The organism is Streptomyces corynorhini (genome assembly GCF_003346515.1).
Classification (GTDB): domain Bacteria; phylum Actinomycetota; class Actinomycetes; order Streptomycetales; family Streptomycetaceae; genus Streptomyces; species Streptomyces corynorhini.
Genome location: NZ_QQNA01000262.1, coordinates 1 through 16,649, shown reverse-complemented (window position 1 = coordinate 16,649; position 16,649 = coordinate 1). Strand labels below are relative to the sequence as shown.

Genomic DNA, 16,649 nt, shown 5'->3' with positions numbered 1-16,649 from the left:
CCGCGCCGACGCCCCCGTCCGCGACCGATGTCGTCCGGCTGGCCCGTGAGCTGACCACGCTCGGCGTCACCCCCGGCGCGACGCTGCTCGTCCACGCCTCGCTGCGCGGCACCGGGCTGGACGCGGTGCCCCTGCGCGAGGCGCTGCTGACGGCGCTGGGCGAGGACGGCACGCTGGTCGTCCCCGCCTTCACCGAGGAGAACTCCGACACCTCCGCGGCCCATCTGGCCCGCGTCCGGGGGATGACCAGACGCGGGGCGGCGGCGTTCCGCGCCGCCATGCCCGCCTTCGACGCGGCGAGCACGCCGTGCCCGGGGATGGGCCGGCTGGCCGAGTCCGTACGCACCGCGCGGGGCGCCGTACGCAGCGCGCACCCGCAGTCCTCGTTCGCCGCGCTCGGACGGCGGGCCGCCGAACTGCTGGCGCGGCATCCGCTCGACAGCCATCTGGGGCCCGGCTCCCCGCTCGGCGCGCTGGCCGACGCGGGCGCGCGGGTACTGATGATCAATGTGGGATTCGCCGCCTGCACCGCCTTCCATCTCGCGGAATACCGGCCCGACGCGCCCACCCGTTCCTATCGCTGTGTGGTGAAAGCGCCGGACGGGAAGTCACGTTGGGTGGAATATGAGGATGTCGTCCTGGACGACAGCGATTTCGAGAAGATCGGGTCGTCATTCGGCTGGGGAGTGGCACAGACGGGACAACTGGGAGAAACGGTCACAAGACTGTTCCCGGTAAAGGACGCGGTCGCTCACGCGGAGTGCTGGATGACCGAAAACCGGCGGTGATTGACCGGGCGGGAGGGGGGAGGAAGGAGACTCGGCTTCGGAATGATGATGACCTGATCCACTCTCTCTCGTGTGCCAGGTCTTCGATTCGCCCGCCTCCCGGTGATCGGCGGAGGCGGGTGCTCACACAGGACGGGGGTCGTGTGCACGCGTCATCGCGGCGGAGAGCGGCTGACCATCGGCCGTATTTCTTTCTGAGCTATGCGCACACGCCGAGGAACGGTGTCGGAGGACCGGACCCGGACCTATGGGTGGAGAAGCTCTTCGGCGATCTGTGCGGCCATGTGATGGCCATGACGGATCTCCCGGCCGGGGCCCAGGCCGGATTCATCGACCAGGACATGCGCTCGGGCGAGGGCTGGTCCGAGCGGCTCGCCGACATGCTGGCCACCTGCCGGGTGTTCGTGCCGCTGTTCTCGCCGCGCTACTTCGCCAGCGAGATGTGCGGCAAGGAGTGGTACGCCTTCGCCCAGCGCGTCATCTACGAACAGGCCAAGAACAACACCACGGCCGAGGCGATCGTGCCCGCCCTGTGGTGGCCGGTGCCGCCCGAGCAACTGCCGGGCCCGGCCGAGCGGTTGCAGTTCAACCACCGTGACTTCGGGGACCTCTACGTCACCGAGGGCCTCTACGGTCTGGTCAAACTCCGCATATTCGAGGCGGAGTACGAACGGGCCGTCTACGAACTCGCCAAACGCATCGTCAGCGTCGCCGACTCCTCCGCGATAGGTCCCGGGCGCCCCGTCGACTACCGCAACGTGCCCAGCGCCTTCGGCGCCAGCGGCGGGCCGCGCCCCCTGCAGGTCACCGTGGCCGCCCCGACCCGGCACGACCTGCCCGAGGGCCGTACCTCGCACTACTACGGGGACATGGCCCAGGACTGGAACCCGTACCACCCCGACTCCACACGGCCGCTCGCCTATGTCGCCCGGGACCTGGTGCGTTCGCTCAACTACCAGGCGGACATCATCTCGTTCGACGAGGTGTTCGTCCCCCACGAGGGCAAGCAGGAGCCCGGCAGACCGGAGATCCTGCTCCTCGACCGGTGGGCCCTGCGCGACGAGGAACAGCGCGAGCGGCTCGCCGCCTTCGACGCCGAGCACCGGCCCTGGGTGTCGGTGATCGTGCCGTGGAACCGCGAGGACGAACAGAGCCGGGCGGCCGAGGCCGAGCTGAGCGACTGGCTGGAGCGGACCATGCCCAAGAAGACGGGGCAGGGCCGCGCCGCCTCCCGGGCCGCCGCCAGAGGCGTGCCCAGCATGGAGGCGTTCGGCCAACTGCTGCCCCAGATCGTCGAGGCCGCCGCCCAGCAGTATCTGAAACACGCGACGGCCTACCCGCCAACCGGCGGCGGCCACATGGAGCGGCCCCGGCTGCGCGGCCCGATGGCCGCCGAGTACGCCACGACGCACTACGTTCCCCAGACGCACGACCTGGCGCCCGATGCGGAGGACACGGATGACAGCACGTCGTGACGGACGCATCGTCACCTTCTACTCCTACAAGGGGGGTACGGGCCGCACCATGGCCCTGGCCAACACGGCCTGGATCCTCGCCGCCAGCGGGCGGCGGGTCCTGGCGGTCGACTGGGACCTGGAGGCCCCAGGACTGCACCGGTTCTTCCACCCGTTCCTCGACCCCGCCACCCTCGGCGCCACCACCGGCGTCATCGACCTGATCACCGAGTACGCGTGGGCCGCGACCAGCCCGGCGGAGCGCCCCGACGACTGGCACCGCGAGTACGCGCGCGTGCGGCCGCACGCCGTCTCGCTCGCCCCGGTCCACCTGGGCTGGGACTTCCCGGCCGGCGGCACCCTCGACTTCGTCTCGGCGGGCCGGCAGAACCGCGAGTACTCCGCGACCGTCTCCACCTTCGACTGGGACAACTTCTACGACCGGCTCGGCGGCGGCCACTTCTTCGACGCCCTGCGCGAGGACATGAAGGCCCACTACGACTACGTCCTCATCGACAGCAGAACCGGGCTGAGCGACATCGCCGACATCTGCACCGTCCATTTGCCCGACATCCTCGTCGACTGCTTCACCCTCAGCGACCAGTCCATCGACGGCGCCGCCGCGGTGGCCCGCCAGATCGACGAGCGCTACGGCGGCCGGGGCATCCGGATCCTCCCCGTGCCGATGCGCATCGACGAGGGGGAGAAGGAGAAGGCCGACGCGGGACGCGCGCTCGCCCGGGTGAAGTTCGACCGCTTCCCCAGCGGCCTCACCGGGGAGCGGCTGACCGCCTACTGGGGCGCGGTGGAGATCCCCTACCGGCCCTACTACGCGTACGAGGAGACCCTGGCGACCTTCGGCGACGAGGCGGGGCTGAGCAACTCCCTGCTCTCCGCCTTCGAACGGCTCACCGGCTACGTCACCGAGGGCGCCGTCACCTCGATGCCCGCGGTCGGCGAGGAGACCAGGCTGCGGATCAGGGACGCCTTCACCCGCCGCAGGCCCTCCCTGCCCGCCGATCTCCATCTGCACTACGTCGCCGAGAACCGGATGTGGGCCGACTGGGCCGAATCGGTGCTCACCCGGGCCGGTTTCCGGGTGGTGCCGCGCGACGTCTCCGCCGAACCCGCCGGGAGCGGCGCCGCCGGATCCGGCGCGACCGGCGGACCGGCGACGCGCGGCGGATCCGGCGGATCGGGGACGCTCGGCGGGAGCGGGGCCTCCCTGGTCCCGCCCGAGTCCGCCGCCCGCACGGTCGTCCTGCTCTCCACCGCGCACCTCAAGTCCGCGCGGGCTCAGGAGGCGTGGTCGCGCGCCGTCTCCGAGGACCCGGGCGGGGTCAGGGGCCAGGTGGTGCCCGTACGGGTCGGGGACGTCCGGCTCACCGCCCCGTACATCGACCGCAACCCCGTGGACCTCTTCCGGCTGGACGAGGCGCACGCCACCACCGTGCTGCTGCGCGCCCTGGAACGGTCCGTGCAGCTCGCCGACGCCGTCGCGCCGGGGCCGCGCTTCCCCGGCACCGTACCCAAGATCTGGAACGCCCCCTCCCGCAACCCCGGCTTCACCGGCCGCTCCTCGGTCCTGGAGCGGATGCGCGACCAGCTCGGCGGCGGCCTGGCCGTGGTGCTGCCGCAGCCGCAGACGCTGTACGGGCTCGGCGGGATCGGCAAGACACAGGTCGCGCTGGAGTACGTCCACCGCTTCATGGCCGACTACGACCTGATCTGGTGGATCTCCTCCGAGCAGACCGCCGACGTGGTCGCGGGACTCGCCGAACTCGCCGTACGGCTCGGGGCGCAGGGCGACGACATGGCGGCGGCCTCGCAGGAGGCCGTCGACCTGCTGCGGCGCGGCGTCCCCTCGCCGCGCTGGCTGCTGGTCTTCGACAACGCGGACGACCCGGAACAGCTCCAGCGCTTCCTGCCGCCCGGCGGTCCCGGACATGTCCTGGTCACCTCGCGCAACCAGAGCTGGTCGCAGTACGGCGACGCCCTGCCCGTCGACGTCTTCCTGCGCGAGGAGTCCGTCGAGCACCTCCAGCGGCGCGCCCCCGGGCTGAGCGCGCGGGACGCCGACCAGGTGGCCACCGCCGTCGGCGACCTGCCGCTCGCCGTCGAACAGGCGGCGGCCTGGATCGCGGAGACCGCCACCCCCGTCTCCGAATACCTGGACCAGCTGGGCCGGCAGGCGGCCGGCGTGCTCGCGCTCAACCAGCCGGCGGGCTATCCGCAACCCGTCGCGGCGACCTGGAACATCTCCATCGAGCAGCTCAAGGAGCGCTCGCCCGCCGCCGTACGGCTGCTCCAGCTCTGCGCCTTTTTTGCACCTGAGCCGATCTCCGCGGACCTCCTCTACGGCAAGGAGATGATCGAGGAGCTGAAGCCGTACGACGTCTCCCTCCAGGAGACGCTGGTGCTGGGCCGGGTGATCCGTGAGATCGGCCGGTTCGCGCTGGCCAAGGTCGACCAGGTGGGCAACAGCATCCAGGTGCACCGGCTGGTCCAGGCGATCATCAGGGCGCAGCTCACCGAGGGTGAGCAGCGCGCCGCCCGGCACGCCGTGCACCGTATCCTCGCCGGTGCCAGACCCGACGGCGACGAGCCGATCGACGACCCCGCCAGCTGGGACCGGTTCGCCACGATCTGGCCGCACCTCATCGTCTCCGAGGCCGGTCTGTGCCGGTGGCCCGAGACCCGCAGGCTGATGATCGACCGGGTGCGCTACCTGTGGAAGCGCGGTGACTGGCCGGCCGCCTTCGAACTCGCCGGGGAGCTGCGCGACGACTGGCGCGAGACGCTCGGCGACACCGACCCGCAATATCTGTATCTGCGCTTCCACCTCTCCAACATCTACCGCTCCCTGGGCCGTTACGTGGAGGCGCGGGAGCTGGACGAGGTGACCCTGGACCGGCAGCGCGCCGTGCTCGGCCCCACCCATCCGCACACCTATATGACCACCAGCGCGCTGGCCACCGACTTCATGACACTCGGCTCGTACGCCAAGGCGATGGAGCTGGCCGCCGAGGCGCACGAGGGATTCAGCGGGATCTTCCACGAGTCCCACCCCAGGAGCCTGGCCGCCGCCAACAACCGCGCGCTGGCCCTGCGGATGGTCGGCCGCTACGCCGAGGCGCGCGAGATGGACCAGGACGTCTTCGACCGCAGGACCGCCGTCCTGGGCCCCGGCCATCCGTACACCCTCGCCTCGGCCGCCAACCTGGCCCGCGACCTGCGGGACATCGGCCGCTACGAGGAGTCGGTCACGCTGCTCAGCCGGACGTACGCCCTCTACAAGGAACAACTGGGCCCCCTCTTCCCCGACACGCTGGCGGCGGCCAAGAGCCTCGCCGTGTCGCTGCGCAGGGCGGACCGGCTGGAGGACGCGCGGCGGCTGACCACCGCCACGCGGGGCCGCTACCGGACCAAGTACGGATCGGAGGCCACTCCCGACTCACTGGCCTGCGATCTGAACCTGGCGGCCGACCACTTCGCCGCCGGGGAACCGGTCGCGGCGCGGGACGTGGCACAGGAGGTCGTCGAACAGTACCGGCGGGTGCCGGGGGAGCGGCATCCGCACACCCTCGCCGCCCTCAGCGACCTGGCCATCTACCACTGGGGCTGCGGAGCGCCCGAGTTGGCGGAGCAGCTGCTCCAGGGTGCGCTGAGGACGATGCGGGAGGTGCTGGGCGACGGCCATCCGCACACGCTCTTCTGCACGGTCGCCCTCGCCAGCGCCAAGGCGGATCTGGGCGAGCTGGACGAGGCGCTGGTGATGGAGCGCGGCGCCGTCGCCGGGCTGCGCGTGGCGCTGGGCGCGCACCACCCCGAGACGCTGGCCATCGCCTCCAACATGTGCGTCACGCTGGGGGCGCTGGGGCGCAAGGCGGACGCGGCGCAGCTGCGGGTGGAGACGGTGGAGGAGCTGGTACGGCTGCTGGGCGAGGACCACACGCTGACCCGGTTCGCCCGGGACGACCGGCGGGTCTACCGGGATCTGGAGCCGATGGCGGTGTGACGCGGCCGGGCCCCGGGCGGACGGGCGGGTTCTATTGATCCCCGGGGCACGGCCGTTCGGGGCCGCCCGTTTCGGGGCCGTCCGCCCGGGGCACGGCCGTTTCGGAGCCGTGCGTCCGGGGTGTCCACCTGGGGTGTCCACCCGGGGTGTCCGTCCGGGGTGTCCGTCCGCGCTCACCCGGTCCGGTCGTCCAGCAGCCAGGTCAGGATCCGGGGCAGCGCGTGCAGCGCGTCGAAGTGCGCGGCGGCCGGCTCCAGCACGGCCGTGGCGCCCGGGATCCGTTCCGCGAGCCAGCGGGAGTGGCCGACCGGGGAGAACACGTCCTTCTCGCCGTGCCACAGCAGCACGGGCCGCCGGATGTCGGCCGGGTCGAACCCCCAGGGCCCGGCGAAGGCGAGGGCGTCGTCGATCCAGCCGTACGCCGAACCGCGCAGCGCCTCCTGGTAGTTGCGCAGCAGCATCGTCCTGACCCCGGCGTCGGAGACCACCAGGCGGTCGGAGTCGGTCAGCTCCCTGCGCAGATCGTCCAGCAGCCGCACCGGGTTCTTCCTGATCGCGTCGGCGCGCGGGGTGAGCCGGGCGGCCACCCCGCCCGGGTCCCGGTGCGCGGTGGTGTACTCCGCCACGTTCGAGGCGGCCATGCCCTCGAACCAGTCGAGCCCGGCCGCGTCCCACGGCGCGAGGGGGACCAGCGCGGCGGTACGGGTCACCCGCTCGGGCAGCAGCGCCGCGCAGGCCAGGGCGTGCGGCGCACCGCCCGAGCGGCCCGCGACCGCGAAGCGTTCGAGCCCGAGCGCGTCGGCGATCGCCGTCACGTCCTGGACCACATCGGCGACGCTGCGCCCTTCGAGGCGGTCGGAACCGCCGTATCCGGGCCGGTCGTAGGCGATCAGCTGCATGCCCCGCTGGTAGAGCACCATGCCGCGCGGGGCGGGGCCGAGCCTGCTGCCCGGTGTGCCGTGCAGCAGGAAGACCGGTCTGCCGCGCGGGTCCCCCAGCCGCTCGACCATCAGATGCCGCCCGTCCGCCGCGCGCACCCGACGTCGCACCCCTGCCCCTCTCGCCCTACGTACGTGATACGTAATCCGACCGGCCGGAACTCACCGCTGTACGGGCCTTTTCGAGCACGGGCCCGGTTTCACGACGATTGTCCAGGCTCGGAGCCGAATCTGTAAGGTCACATCGTTGAACGTGAACAAAAAACACCGTTCGTACGTGGCTCGAATTCAGGACAGGACTAGTCCTCACCGGTCGCCGACGCGGCCGTCACCCCATGTGTTCCGCGGGCCTGAAAACCCTTTCCCAGCAGGGACTTCGGCATCGCCGCCCGGCTGACACCTCGGCCCGGCCGATCGTCCGGAAGTCGACCTTGTGTTCGGTCGAAAAGTCTCGCAATAGTGGGCGACCTCATCCCCGTGCCAGAACCCCCCACATCACTCCGGCATGGGCCCCACAGGAGGTTGATCTTGAGCCATCGGCGTATATCCAAGAAGCGTGTGACCATGGCGGGCGGCGCCGTGGTGGCGCTGGCCATCGCGGGTGTCACGCTCCAGAATGCGAACGCCAGTGAGGAAAAGCCTCAGTTCAAGCTGAAAACCCTGTCGGCGCCGGCGGCCGGCACCCTGGCGTCCACTCTCAACGGGAATCTCGGCGAGAGCGCGGCCGGCTGGTACTACGAGGCCGGGACCAAGGCCCTCGTGATGAACGTCGTCGACGAGTCGGCGGCCGAGACCGTACGGCGGGCGGGCGGCAAGGCCAGAATCGTACAGAACTCGACGGCCGAGCTGAAGAGCGCCCGGCAGACCCTCGCCGACCGGGCCACCGTCCCGGGGACGTCCTGGGCGGTCGACCCGGTCACCAACAAGGTGGTCGTCACGGCGGACCGTACGGTCACCGGTGACGCGTGGGACAAGCTCAGCGGCGTGGTGGAGACGCTCGGCGGCAAGGCCGAACTGAAGAAGTCGGCCGGGGAGTTCAAGACCTTCGTCTCCGGCGGCGACCCGATCCTGGGCGGCAACGCGCGCTGCTCGCTCGGCTTCAACGTGGTCAAGGACGGCGCACCGCACTTCCTGACCGCCGGGCACTGCACGGAATCCATCCAGACCTGGTCCGACGCGCAGGGCGCCCGGATCGGGACGACCGTCGCCTCCACCTTCCCGGTGAGCGACTTCGGCCTGGTCGCGTACGACGACGCCGCGACGGACGCCCCCAGCGAGGTGAACCTCTACGACGGCAGCAGCCAGCCGATCACCCAGGCGGGCGAGGCGGTCGTCGGGCAGCAGGTGGTCCGCAGCGGCTCCACCACCGAGGTCTCCGACGGCCAGGTCACCGGGCTCGACGCCACGGTGAACTACGGCAACGGCGATATCGTCAACGGGCTCATCCAGACCACCGTCTGCGCCGAGCCGGGCGACAGTGGCGGCTCGCTCTTCGCCGGTGACACGGCGCTGGGGCTGACCTCGGGCGGCAGCGGTGACTGCACCTCGGGCGGCGAGACGTTCTTCCAGCCGGTGACGACGGCGCTCGCTGCGGTCGGCGCGGAGATCGGCGCCGGATCGGGCGCGGGCGAGGGCGCCGGTGCGGGTGACGGCGCGGGTGACGCGGCGGGCGACCAGGCCGGGGACGGCGCGGGTGACGCGGCTGGTGACCAGGCCGGGGACCAGGCCGGGGACGCTGTCGGCGACCAGGCGGGCGACGATGCGGGCGACCAGGCGGGTGACGAGGCCGGAAACGCGAACGGCAACGGCAACGGCTATGGCCACCGGAGTGGCAGCAGGTCGCACTGACCTGTCCCACCTGTCCCACCTGCCCTACCTGCCCCACCGGTCGGCCCGCTGACCGGCCCGTTTCCCCCCACACGCACCACCGGCTCAGCGCAGGAGCCCGGACCGCCCGCTCGGCGGTCCGGGCTCCTGCCGTGTGTCCGGGGCGCCAGAAACGTATCGCACGCACGTTCGAAACTTGGTCTATGGTGGAGAGCCACGAGGGGGGTGGAATACGGACTGATCCAGGAATCCAGGAGGTGCGGATGCCCGGCTTCACGCATCTGCGCACCGTCTCCGGATTCTCCCTGCGCTACGGGGCCTCCCACCCGGAACGGCTGGCGCGGCGCGCCGCCGAGCGCGGTATGGACGCCGTCGCCCTGACCGACCGCGACACCCTCGCGGGCGCCGTCCGCTTCGCCAAGGCGTGCGCCAGGGAGGGCGTGCGGCCGGTCTTCGGCGCGCAGCTGGCGGTGGGCGGGCGACCGGCCCGCGAGCCGGATCCGGGCGAGCGGCACACCGGCCCCGCCGCGCGCCGGCGCACCCCCGTACGCGGCGGCGCCTTCATCGACGAGTCCGCGCCCCGCGCGCTCTTCCTCGCCAGGGACGGCGCGGCGGGCTGGGCTGACCTGTGCCGGCTCGTCTCCACCGCGCACGCGGCCGGTGAGGGCGGCCCGCTGCTGCCCTGGCCCGACAACCACGGCGCGGGACTGACCGTCCTCCTCGGCCCGGACTCCGAGACCGGCCGCGCCCTCGCGGCGGGCCGCCCCGACCGGGCCGCCCGGCTGCTGGCGCCCTGGCGGGAGATCTACGGCGACGCGCTGCGGCTGGAGGTCGTGCACCACGGGCGCGGCGGTACGGGCGCGGGCACCGGTCCCGGCTCGCTGCGCCATGCCGCCCGTACCCTCGGCTTCGCCGCGGAACAGGGCGTACGCCCGGTGCTCAGCAACGCCGTGCGCTACGCCGACCCCGGACAGGGCCCGGTCGCCGATGTGCTGGACGCGGCCCGGCTGCTGGTCCCCGTCGATCCGCGCCGGGGCCTGGACAGCGGCGAGCGCTGGCTCAAGGACCCGGCCGCGATGGCCCGTACCGCCGAGCTGGTCGCCGAGGCCGCCGGGTTCCGCCGCGACACCGCGCACCGGCTGCTCGCCCTGACCGAGGAGACCGCGGCGGCCTGCCTGGTCGACCCCGAGGACGATCTCGGACTCGGCTCCGTCCACTTCCCCGAACCCCGGCTGGTCGGCGCGGACCGCCGTACCGCCTCCCGGGTGCTGCGCTCGCGCGCCGCCGCCGGGATGGTGCTGCGCGGCTACGACCGGCGCGGCGACCACCGGGAGTACTGGGCCCGGCTCGACGCCGAGCTGCGCACGATCGACCGGATGAGCTTCGCCTCGTACTTCCTCACGGTCGCCGGGGTCGTCGACGACATCCGGGGGATGGGCATCCGGGTCGCCGCGCGCGGCTCGGGCGCCGGTTCCCTGGTCAACCATCTGCTGGGCATCGCGCACGCCGATCCGGTCGCGCACGGGCTGCTGATGGAACGGTTCCTCTCCACCCGGCGGCCCGGTCTGCCCGACATCGACATCGACGTCGAGTCCGCCCGCAGGCTGGAGGTCTACCGCGCGATCCTCGACCGCTTCGGCCCGAGCCGGGTCGCGGCCGTCGCCATGCCGGAGACCTACCGGGTGCGGCACGCCGTACGGGACGTGGGCGCGGCCCTGTCCATGGACCCCGCCGAGATCGACCGGATCGCCAAGGCGTTCCCGCACATCCGGGCCAGGGACGCCCGCGCCGCGATGGAGGAGCTGCCCGAGCTGCGCGAGGTGGCGCGGGACAAGGAGAGACACGCCCGGCTGTGGGAGCTGGTGGAGGCGCTGGACGCGCTGCCGCGCGGCGTCGCCATGCACCCGTGCGGAGTGCTGCTCTCGGACGCCTCGCTGCTGCGCCGTACCCCGGTGGTGCCGACCAGCGGCGAGCACTTCCCCATGTCCCAGTTCGACAAGGAGGACGTCGAGGACCTGGGACTGCTCAAACTCGATGTGCTGGGTGTGCGGATGCAGTCGGCGATGGCGCACGCGGTCGCCGAGATCGCGCGGGCCACCGGGGAGACGGTGGACATCGACGATCCGGAGCGGGTGCCGGAGGGCGACCCGGAGACCTACCGGCTGATCCGGTCCGCCGAGACGCTGGGCTGCTTCCAGATCGAGTCGCCGGGCCAGCGCGATCTGGTCGGCAGGCTCCAGCCCGCCACCTTCCACGACCTGGTGGTCGACATCTCGCTGTTCCGGCCGGGGCCGGTGGCGGCCGACATGGTGCGGCCGTTCATCGAGGCCCGGCACGGCCGTGCCCCGGTCCGCTACCCCCACCCCGATCTGGAGGCACCGCTGCGCGAGACCTGCGGCGTGGTCGTCTTCCACGAGCAGATCATCCGGATGGTGGACATCATGACCGGCTGCGGCCGGGAGGAGGCCGACAAGGTGCGGCGCGGGCTGTCCGACCCCGAGTCGCTGGGCCGGATCCGCGCCTGGTTCGACCTGCGGACCCGGGAGAAGGGGTACGCGCCCGACGTCGTGGCGCGCGCCTGGGGGATCGTCGAGGCGTTCGGCTCGTACGGCTTCTGCAAGGCGCACGCCGTGGCCTTCGCCGTACCGACCTACCAGTCGGCGTGGCTCAAGGCGCACCATCCGGCGGCCTTCTACGCAGGACTGCTCACCCACGACCCGGGGATGTACCCCAAGCGGCTGCTGCTGGCGGACGCGCGGCGGCGGGGGGTGCCGGTGCTGCCGCTGGATGTGAACCGGTCGACGGCCGCTCATAAAATCGAACTGGTGTCTGATCGTGGGCATGGGCGGAGTGCCGGGACCTGGGGGGTGCGGCTGGCACTCCTCGACGTGCACGGCATCAGCGAGGCCGAGGCGGCGCGGATCGAGGCCGGACAGCCCTACTCCTCGCTGCGCGACTTCTGGCAGCGGGCCGCACCCGCCCGTCCCGTCGCCGAACGGCTGGCGCAGGTCGGCGCGTTGGACATGTTCGGCGCCAACCGCCGTGATCTGCTGCTGCATCTGTCCGAGCTGGCGGGCGCGCGGCGCGGCGCGGGCGCGTACGGCGATCAGCTCCCGCTGGAGGGGGGCCGCCACACGGCCCCCGCCGGGCTGCCCGACCTGGGGGACGCGGAGCGGCTCAGCGCCGAGCTGGGCGTCCTCGGCATGGACGCCTCCCGCCATCTGATGGAGGACCACCACGTCTTCCTGGACGAGCTGGGGGCGCTGCCGGCCAAGCGGCTGCGGGACGCGGAGCACGGCAGGACCGTCCTGGTCGCGGGCGCCAAGGTGGCCACCCAGACCCCGCCGGTCCGCTCCGGGAAGCGGGTCATCTTCACCACGCTGGACGACGGTACGGGCCTGGTCGACCTCGCCTTCTTCGACGACAGCCACGAGGCGTGCGCGCACACCGTCTTCCACTCCTGGCTGCTGCTGGTGCGCGGGGTGGTGCAGCGGCGCGGCGCGCGCAGCCTGAGCGTGGTGGGCGCGGCGGCCTGGAACCTGGCGGAGCTGGTGGAGCTGCGCAGGACGGGCGGCCTGGAGGCGGTCGCGGCGGCGCTGGACGCGCCCGCGCCCGGCCCCGGCGGCGCGTCGGGCGGCCCCGGCCGGCGCATCCGGCTGTCCACGGGCTACGAGCTGAACCCGTGGGCGGATCTGCGCCCGCCCGGCGAAGGGGCGCCGACCGGACGGAAGTTCTGGCACGCCAGCCCGGGGAGCGCGGGATGATCCTCTGCGTACGGCTCCAGAGCGGTGACGGCCACGGCGGCGACGGTCACGGCGGCGATGGTCACGGCGGTGACGGTCACGGCGGGACCGCCGGGGCGGCGCTGCCCGCGCTGCTCGGGCTGATCGAGGACATCAGCCCCGTGGTCCAGGCGCTGCCGCCGGACGCCGCGCTCGTCGATGTGCGCGGCGCGCGGCGGTACTTCGGGCGGGACGCCACCGGGATCGCCTCCGTCCTGCGGGTACGGGCGCTCGCCCACCTCGGCGCGGGCTGCGCGATCGGCGTGGCCGCCACCCCGCTGCTGGCGCGGATGGCCGCGCGGCGGGCCGCGCCCGGCACGACGTGCGTGGTGGCGGACGACGAGCGCGCGGTACGGGAGTTCCTGGCGCCCTGCCCGGTCGCCGCGCTGCCCGGGGTCGGCGCCGCGACGGCCCGCGCGTTGCGCTCGTACGGACTCGGCACCGTCGGCGCGGCGGCGGACGTGCCGCTGGCCACGCTCCAGCGGATCGTGGGGGTGCGCCCGGGGCGCGAGCTGTACGAGAAGGCGCGCGGCATCGACCGTACGGGGGTCGCCCCGAACGCCGCCGCGCGCTCGGTGGCGGCCGAACGGTCCTTCTCCCGGGACGAGCTGGACCACGAGCGGCACCGGCGGGCGCTGCTCTCGATCACCGAGGAGCTGGGGACCGGGCTGCGCGGCACGGACCGGGTCTGCCGCTCGCTGACGCTCACCGTGCGCTACGCGGACCGGTCCACGACCACCCGGACGCGCACGCTGCGCGAACCGACCGCCCACTCGGCCGCGCTCGCCGCCGCCGCATACCGCCTCCACGCGTCGCTCGGGCTGCAACGGGCGCGGGTGCGGGCCCTGTCGGTCCGGGCCGAGGGGCTGGTGGCTGTCGAACGGGCCGCCCGTCAGCTGACGTTCGACCCGGTGGACGAGCGGGCGCGGCGGATCGAGGCGGTGGCGGATCTGGCGCGGGCGAGGTTCGGTCCGCGGGCGATCGTGCCGGGGGCGCTGGCGATCGGACCGAGGCCGCTGGCCGCGTGAGGGGGGCGCCGGAGTTTTACCGGCACGTAACTTCCCTTCATCGGCCTACTCATGCGTAACTTGACATGCACAGCCAAGAAATGTGGTCCGGGCCACAGGGCTGACAGCCATCGCTTTTCCCTTGAGCCGCAAGGAGATCGCCTGATGCTGCCCTGGAAGCGCGCGCTCGGTACCCTGACCGCGCTGCTGCTGGCCGCCACAGTCACGGTCACGGTCACCCCAGCCGTCGCCGCGACCGCCTCCCCCGTATCCGCCGCCGTCGCCGCCGCGCCGAGCAGCGGCTGGAACAACTACGCCTGCAAGCCCTCCGCCGCCCATCCCCGCCCCGTCGTGCTCGTCCACGGCACGTTCGCCAACTCCGTCGACAACTGGCTCGGGCTCGCCCCGTACCTGGTGAACCGGGGCTACTGCGTCTTCTCCCTCGACTACGGCCAGCTCCCCGGCGTCCCCTTCTTCGGCGGCCTCGGCCCCATCGACGCCTCGGCCGGCCAGCTCGCGGCCTACGTGGACAAGGTGCTCGCGGCCACCGGAGCCGCCAAGGCCGATCTCGTCGGCCACTCCCAGGGCGGCATGATGCCGCGTTACTACCTCAAGTTCCTCGGCGGGGCGCCGAAGGTGAACGCGCTGGTCGGCATCGCCCCCAGCAACCACGGCACCACCCTGCTCGGGCTGACCGGGCTGCTGAAGTACTTCCCCGACGCGGCCGACCTGCTGACCGACAAGACCCCGGGGCTGACCGACCAGGTCACCGGATCCCCCCTGCTGACCAAGCTCAACGCGGGAGGCGACACGGTCCCCGGGGTGCGCTACACGGTCATCGCGACGCGGTACGACGAGATCGTCACCCCGTACCGCTCCCAGTTCCTGACCGGTTCCGACGTACGGAACGTGCTCATCCAGGACCTGTGCCCGCTCGACCTGTCCGAACACGCGGCGATCGGCCTCATCGACCGGATCGCCTTCCACGAGGTGACCAACGCGCTCGACCCGGCGCGCGCCACGCCGACCACCTGCGCGTCGGTGATCGGCTGACCATGACCGCATGACCGCATGACCGCATGACCGCATGACCGCATGACCGCATGACCGCGCGGCCGCCGGGTCCTTCCGGCGGCCGCGCGGGGCTCGTGGGGTCAGCGGGGGTTCGAAGCGTCAGCGACCGCGGCGCCCGCCGGACGTGGCGACGGTCCTGCGGCGTGCCGTACCGAACATCACGGCCGCGCCCACGGCGAGGGCCGCCGCGCCGCCGACGGCGAGGTAGGGGGTGGTGTCGCTGCCACCGGTCTCGGCGAGGTTCTCCCGCGCGCCCGAGGGCTGCCCGCCGCCCTGCTCGACCGGGGCGCCCGCGGCCTTGGCCTCGGGGGCGTTGGGGGCGGCGGTGCCGGGCTCGTCCGCGGTGCCCGTCGGCTCGTCGGCGGCCCCGGTCGACGCCGCGGCCTCCTTGGCGGCGGGCTCGCTCCCCGTACCGGCGTGCGCACCGTCCCCGCCATGGCCGTTGTGGTCCACGGTGGACTTCTCCGTACCGTCCGCGATCTTCTCGTCGGTGGGCGCCGAGGCGGCCGGCGCGCCCGCGCTGCCGTTGTCCTGCCCGAAGACCACGTCGGAGCAGGTGTAGAAGGCCTCCGGGCTGTCCGAGCGCTGCCAGACGGAGTAGATCAGATGACGGCCCGACTTGTTCGGGACGACGCCGTTGAAGACATAAGCGCCGTCCTCCAGCTTCGGGTCGGCGACCGTGAGGAAGGGCTTGTCCTCCAGGTCCGACCACTTCAGCGGCTTGGCCGGGTCGTAGCCGTCCTTGGTCACGTACAGCTCGAAGGAGCCCTTGTGCGGCGCGGTGGCCTTGTAGCGGAAGGTCCGGTTCCCGGCGGTCATGGCGGACGACGGCCAGTCGCCGCGGGCCAGATCGAGCCCCTGGTACTTCTCCCGGCCCGCGCTGCACAGCTTGCCGTCGGGGATGATCTGCCGGTGGTTCCCCGCGGCGTCGGCGATGTTGACCTCGTTCCAGTCGTAGAACGCCTGCGTGCCACTGGCCGCGACCGCCGCCTTGCACGCCGCCGACTGCGGGCTCTCCGGCCCCTCCGCGAAGCACGCCGCGACCCGGCTGACCGGATCCGTCATCGACCCGTGGGCGGCGGCGGGCGTGGCGGTGAGCCCGGCCAGCGCGAGCGGGGCGAGGCCCAGGGTGACGATCCCGATGGCCGTACGACGAGGGGTCATGAACGGATTCTCCTTCTGAGCGGCAGGGGGAAAACGGCCGGAGCGACCGGCGGCCTCCCCGCCACCGGACCGCTCCAGCGATCAGCAAGCTAGCCGCCGCGCACCGCGAAATCGGCTGTTGGGAGGGGGTGAAGGCGATTCTTATGCTCCGCTTAAGGCGAGGCTAAGCGACCCCTGAGGAAGAGCCCTGGCGGGCGGACGGGACGGCGTCGGCACGGATACGGGACGGCGTCCGCACGGATACGGGGCGGGTTCGGGCCAGCGCCGGGCGGCTCGGGTAGGGTGACCGTCGCACGAGCGACGACACGTCCCACCGGACACGTCCCACCGGACGCGTCCCCACCGAAGGAGGCGAGACCCATCACCGCTGCAGCAGGCCGGGCACTCCTCCGTACGGCCGCACGGTCCCTCGTCGTTAGGTGACCGCCGGGAGTGCCCCATCGGCATCCCCGAAAGGCTCACCCATGTCACTGCCTCCCTCCCCTCCCTCCCCTTCCTCTCCTGCTTCTTCCTCCTCCGCTCCCTCCGCTTCCTCTTCCTCCGCGCCGCTCCTCCTGTCCGCGTCGGCCACGGCCGCCGTGGCCGACGCGGACAGGA

At 72.7% G+C, this 16,649-nt stretch carries 10 protein-coding genes; 7 read left to right on the top strand and 3 right to left on the bottom strand.

What is annotated here, in order from left to right; all coding sequences use genetic code 11:
• The first annotated feature begins 38 nt into the window (after nucleotides 1–38).
• The 3 genes from DVH02_RS28005 to fxsT all read left to right on the top strand — a co-directional run bounded on the left by DVH02_RS28005 (nucleotide 39) and on the right by fxsT (nucleotide 6,260).
• Nucleotides 39–788, top strand: a complete 750-nt coding sequence (locus tag DVH02_RS28005) for an aminoglycoside N(3)-acetyltransferase (protein WP_114626648.1) — start codon at nucleotides 39–41, stop codon at nucleotides 786–788.
• 119 nt (nucleotides 789–907) lie between these two features.
• A complete protein-coding gene (gene fsxC / locus DVH02_RS28000) occupies nucleotides 908–2,263 on the top strand; it encodes an FxsC protein (RefSeq protein ID WP_158575946.1) in 1,356 nt (451 codons plus the stop codon).
• Nucleotides 2,247–6,260: an FxSxx-COOH system tetratricopeptide repeat protein gene (gene fxsT, locus DVH02_RS27995; protein ID WP_114626645.1), complete on the top strand. Its 4,014-nt coding sequence runs from the start codon at nucleotides 2,247–2,249 to the stop codon at nucleotides 6,258–6,260. Before fsxC ends, fxsT begins: the two co-directional genes overlap by 17 nt.
• A 173-nt stretch (nucleotides 6,261–6,433) precedes the next feature.
• On the opposite strand, the gene DVH02_RS27990 is transcribed toward fxsT, so the two are convergent.
• Nucleotides 6,434–7,309, bottom strand: coding sequence for an alpha/beta fold hydrolase (locus tag DVH02_RS27990; RefSeq protein ID WP_199566443.1), 876 nt, complete (start codon nucleotides 7,307–7,309; stop codon nucleotides 6,434–6,436).
• Between the two features lie 417 nt (nucleotides 7,310–7,726).
• Here DVH02_RS27990 and DVH02_RS27985 point away from each other — a divergent pair, with 417 nt between their 5' ends.
• From DVH02_RS27985 to DVH02_RS27970, 4 genes are all read left to right on the top strand, one after another.
• Nucleotides 7,727–9,046 carry a S1 family peptidase gene (locus DVH02_RS27985; RefSeq protein WP_114626644.1) on the top strand — a complete coding sequence of 440 codons (1,320 nt, stop codon included), beginning with the start codon at nucleotides 7,727–7,729 and terminating at the stop codon, nucleotides 9,044–9,046.
• A 242-nt stretch (nucleotides 9,047–9,288) separates the two neighbouring features.
• Entirely contained in the window at nucleotides 9,289–12,789 is a 3,501-nt protein-coding gene (locus tag DVH02_RS27980) for a DNA polymerase III subunit alpha (RefSeq protein ID WP_114626643.1), read from the top strand.
• Nucleotides 12,786–13,835, top strand: coding sequence for a DNA polymerase Y family protein (locus tag DVH02_RS27975; RefSeq protein WP_114626642.1), 1,050 nt, complete (start codon nucleotides 12,786–12,788; stop codon nucleotides 13,833–13,835). The genes DVH02_RS27980 and DVH02_RS27975 overlap by 4 nt, the downstream gene beginning before the upstream one ends.
• 144 nt (nucleotides 13,836–13,979) lie before the next feature.
• Nucleotides 13,980–14,867 (top strand): esterase/lipase family protein, encoded by an 888-nt coding sequence (locus DVH02_RS27970; protein ID WP_114626641.1) that lies wholly within the window; start codon nucleotides 13,980–13,982, stop codon nucleotides 14,865–14,867.
• 120 nt (nucleotides 14,868–14,987) lie between these two features.
• Here DVH02_RS27970 and DVH02_RS27965 read toward each other — a convergent pair whose 3' ends face one another.
• Together DVH02_RS27965 and DVH02_RS36480 are read right to left on the bottom strand one after the other, a co-directional pair.
• Complete coding sequence (locus DVH02_RS27965) at nucleotides 14,988–16,052, bottom strand: lytic polysaccharide monooxygenase auxiliary activity family 9 protein (RefSeq protein WP_114626640.1); 1,065 nt, start codon at nucleotides 16,050–16,052, stop codon at nucleotides 14,988–14,990.
• 415 nt (nucleotides 16,053–16,467) lie between these two features.
• Nucleotides 16,468–16,649: hypothetical protein (locus DVH02_RS36480; protein ID WP_233518503.1), on the bottom strand; the 182-nt coding region annotated here is incomplete at its 5' end.

Bases quoted from the DNA above. Each gene is read 5' to 3' on its own strand.
- fxsT (WP_114626645.1), top strand. From the start codon at position 2,247: ATGACAGCACGTCGTGACGGACGCATCGTCACCTTCTACTCCTACAAG.
- DVH02_RS27975 (WP_114626642.1), top strand. From the start codon at position 12,786: ATGATCCTCTGCGTACGGCTCCAGAGCGGTGACGGCCACGGCGGCGAC.
- DVH02_RS27965 (WP_114626640.1), bottom strand. From the start codon at position 16,052: ATGACCCCTCGTCGTACGGCCATCGGGATCGTCACCCTGGGCCTCGCC.
- DVH02_RS27980 (WP_114626643.1), top strand. From the start codon at position 9,289: ATGCCCGGCTTCACGCATCTGCGCACCGTCTCCGGATTCTCCCTGCGC.
- DVH02_RS27970 (WP_114626641.1), top strand. From the start codon at position 13,980: ATGCTGCCCTGGAAGCGCGCGCTCGGTACCCTGACCGCGCTGCTGCTG.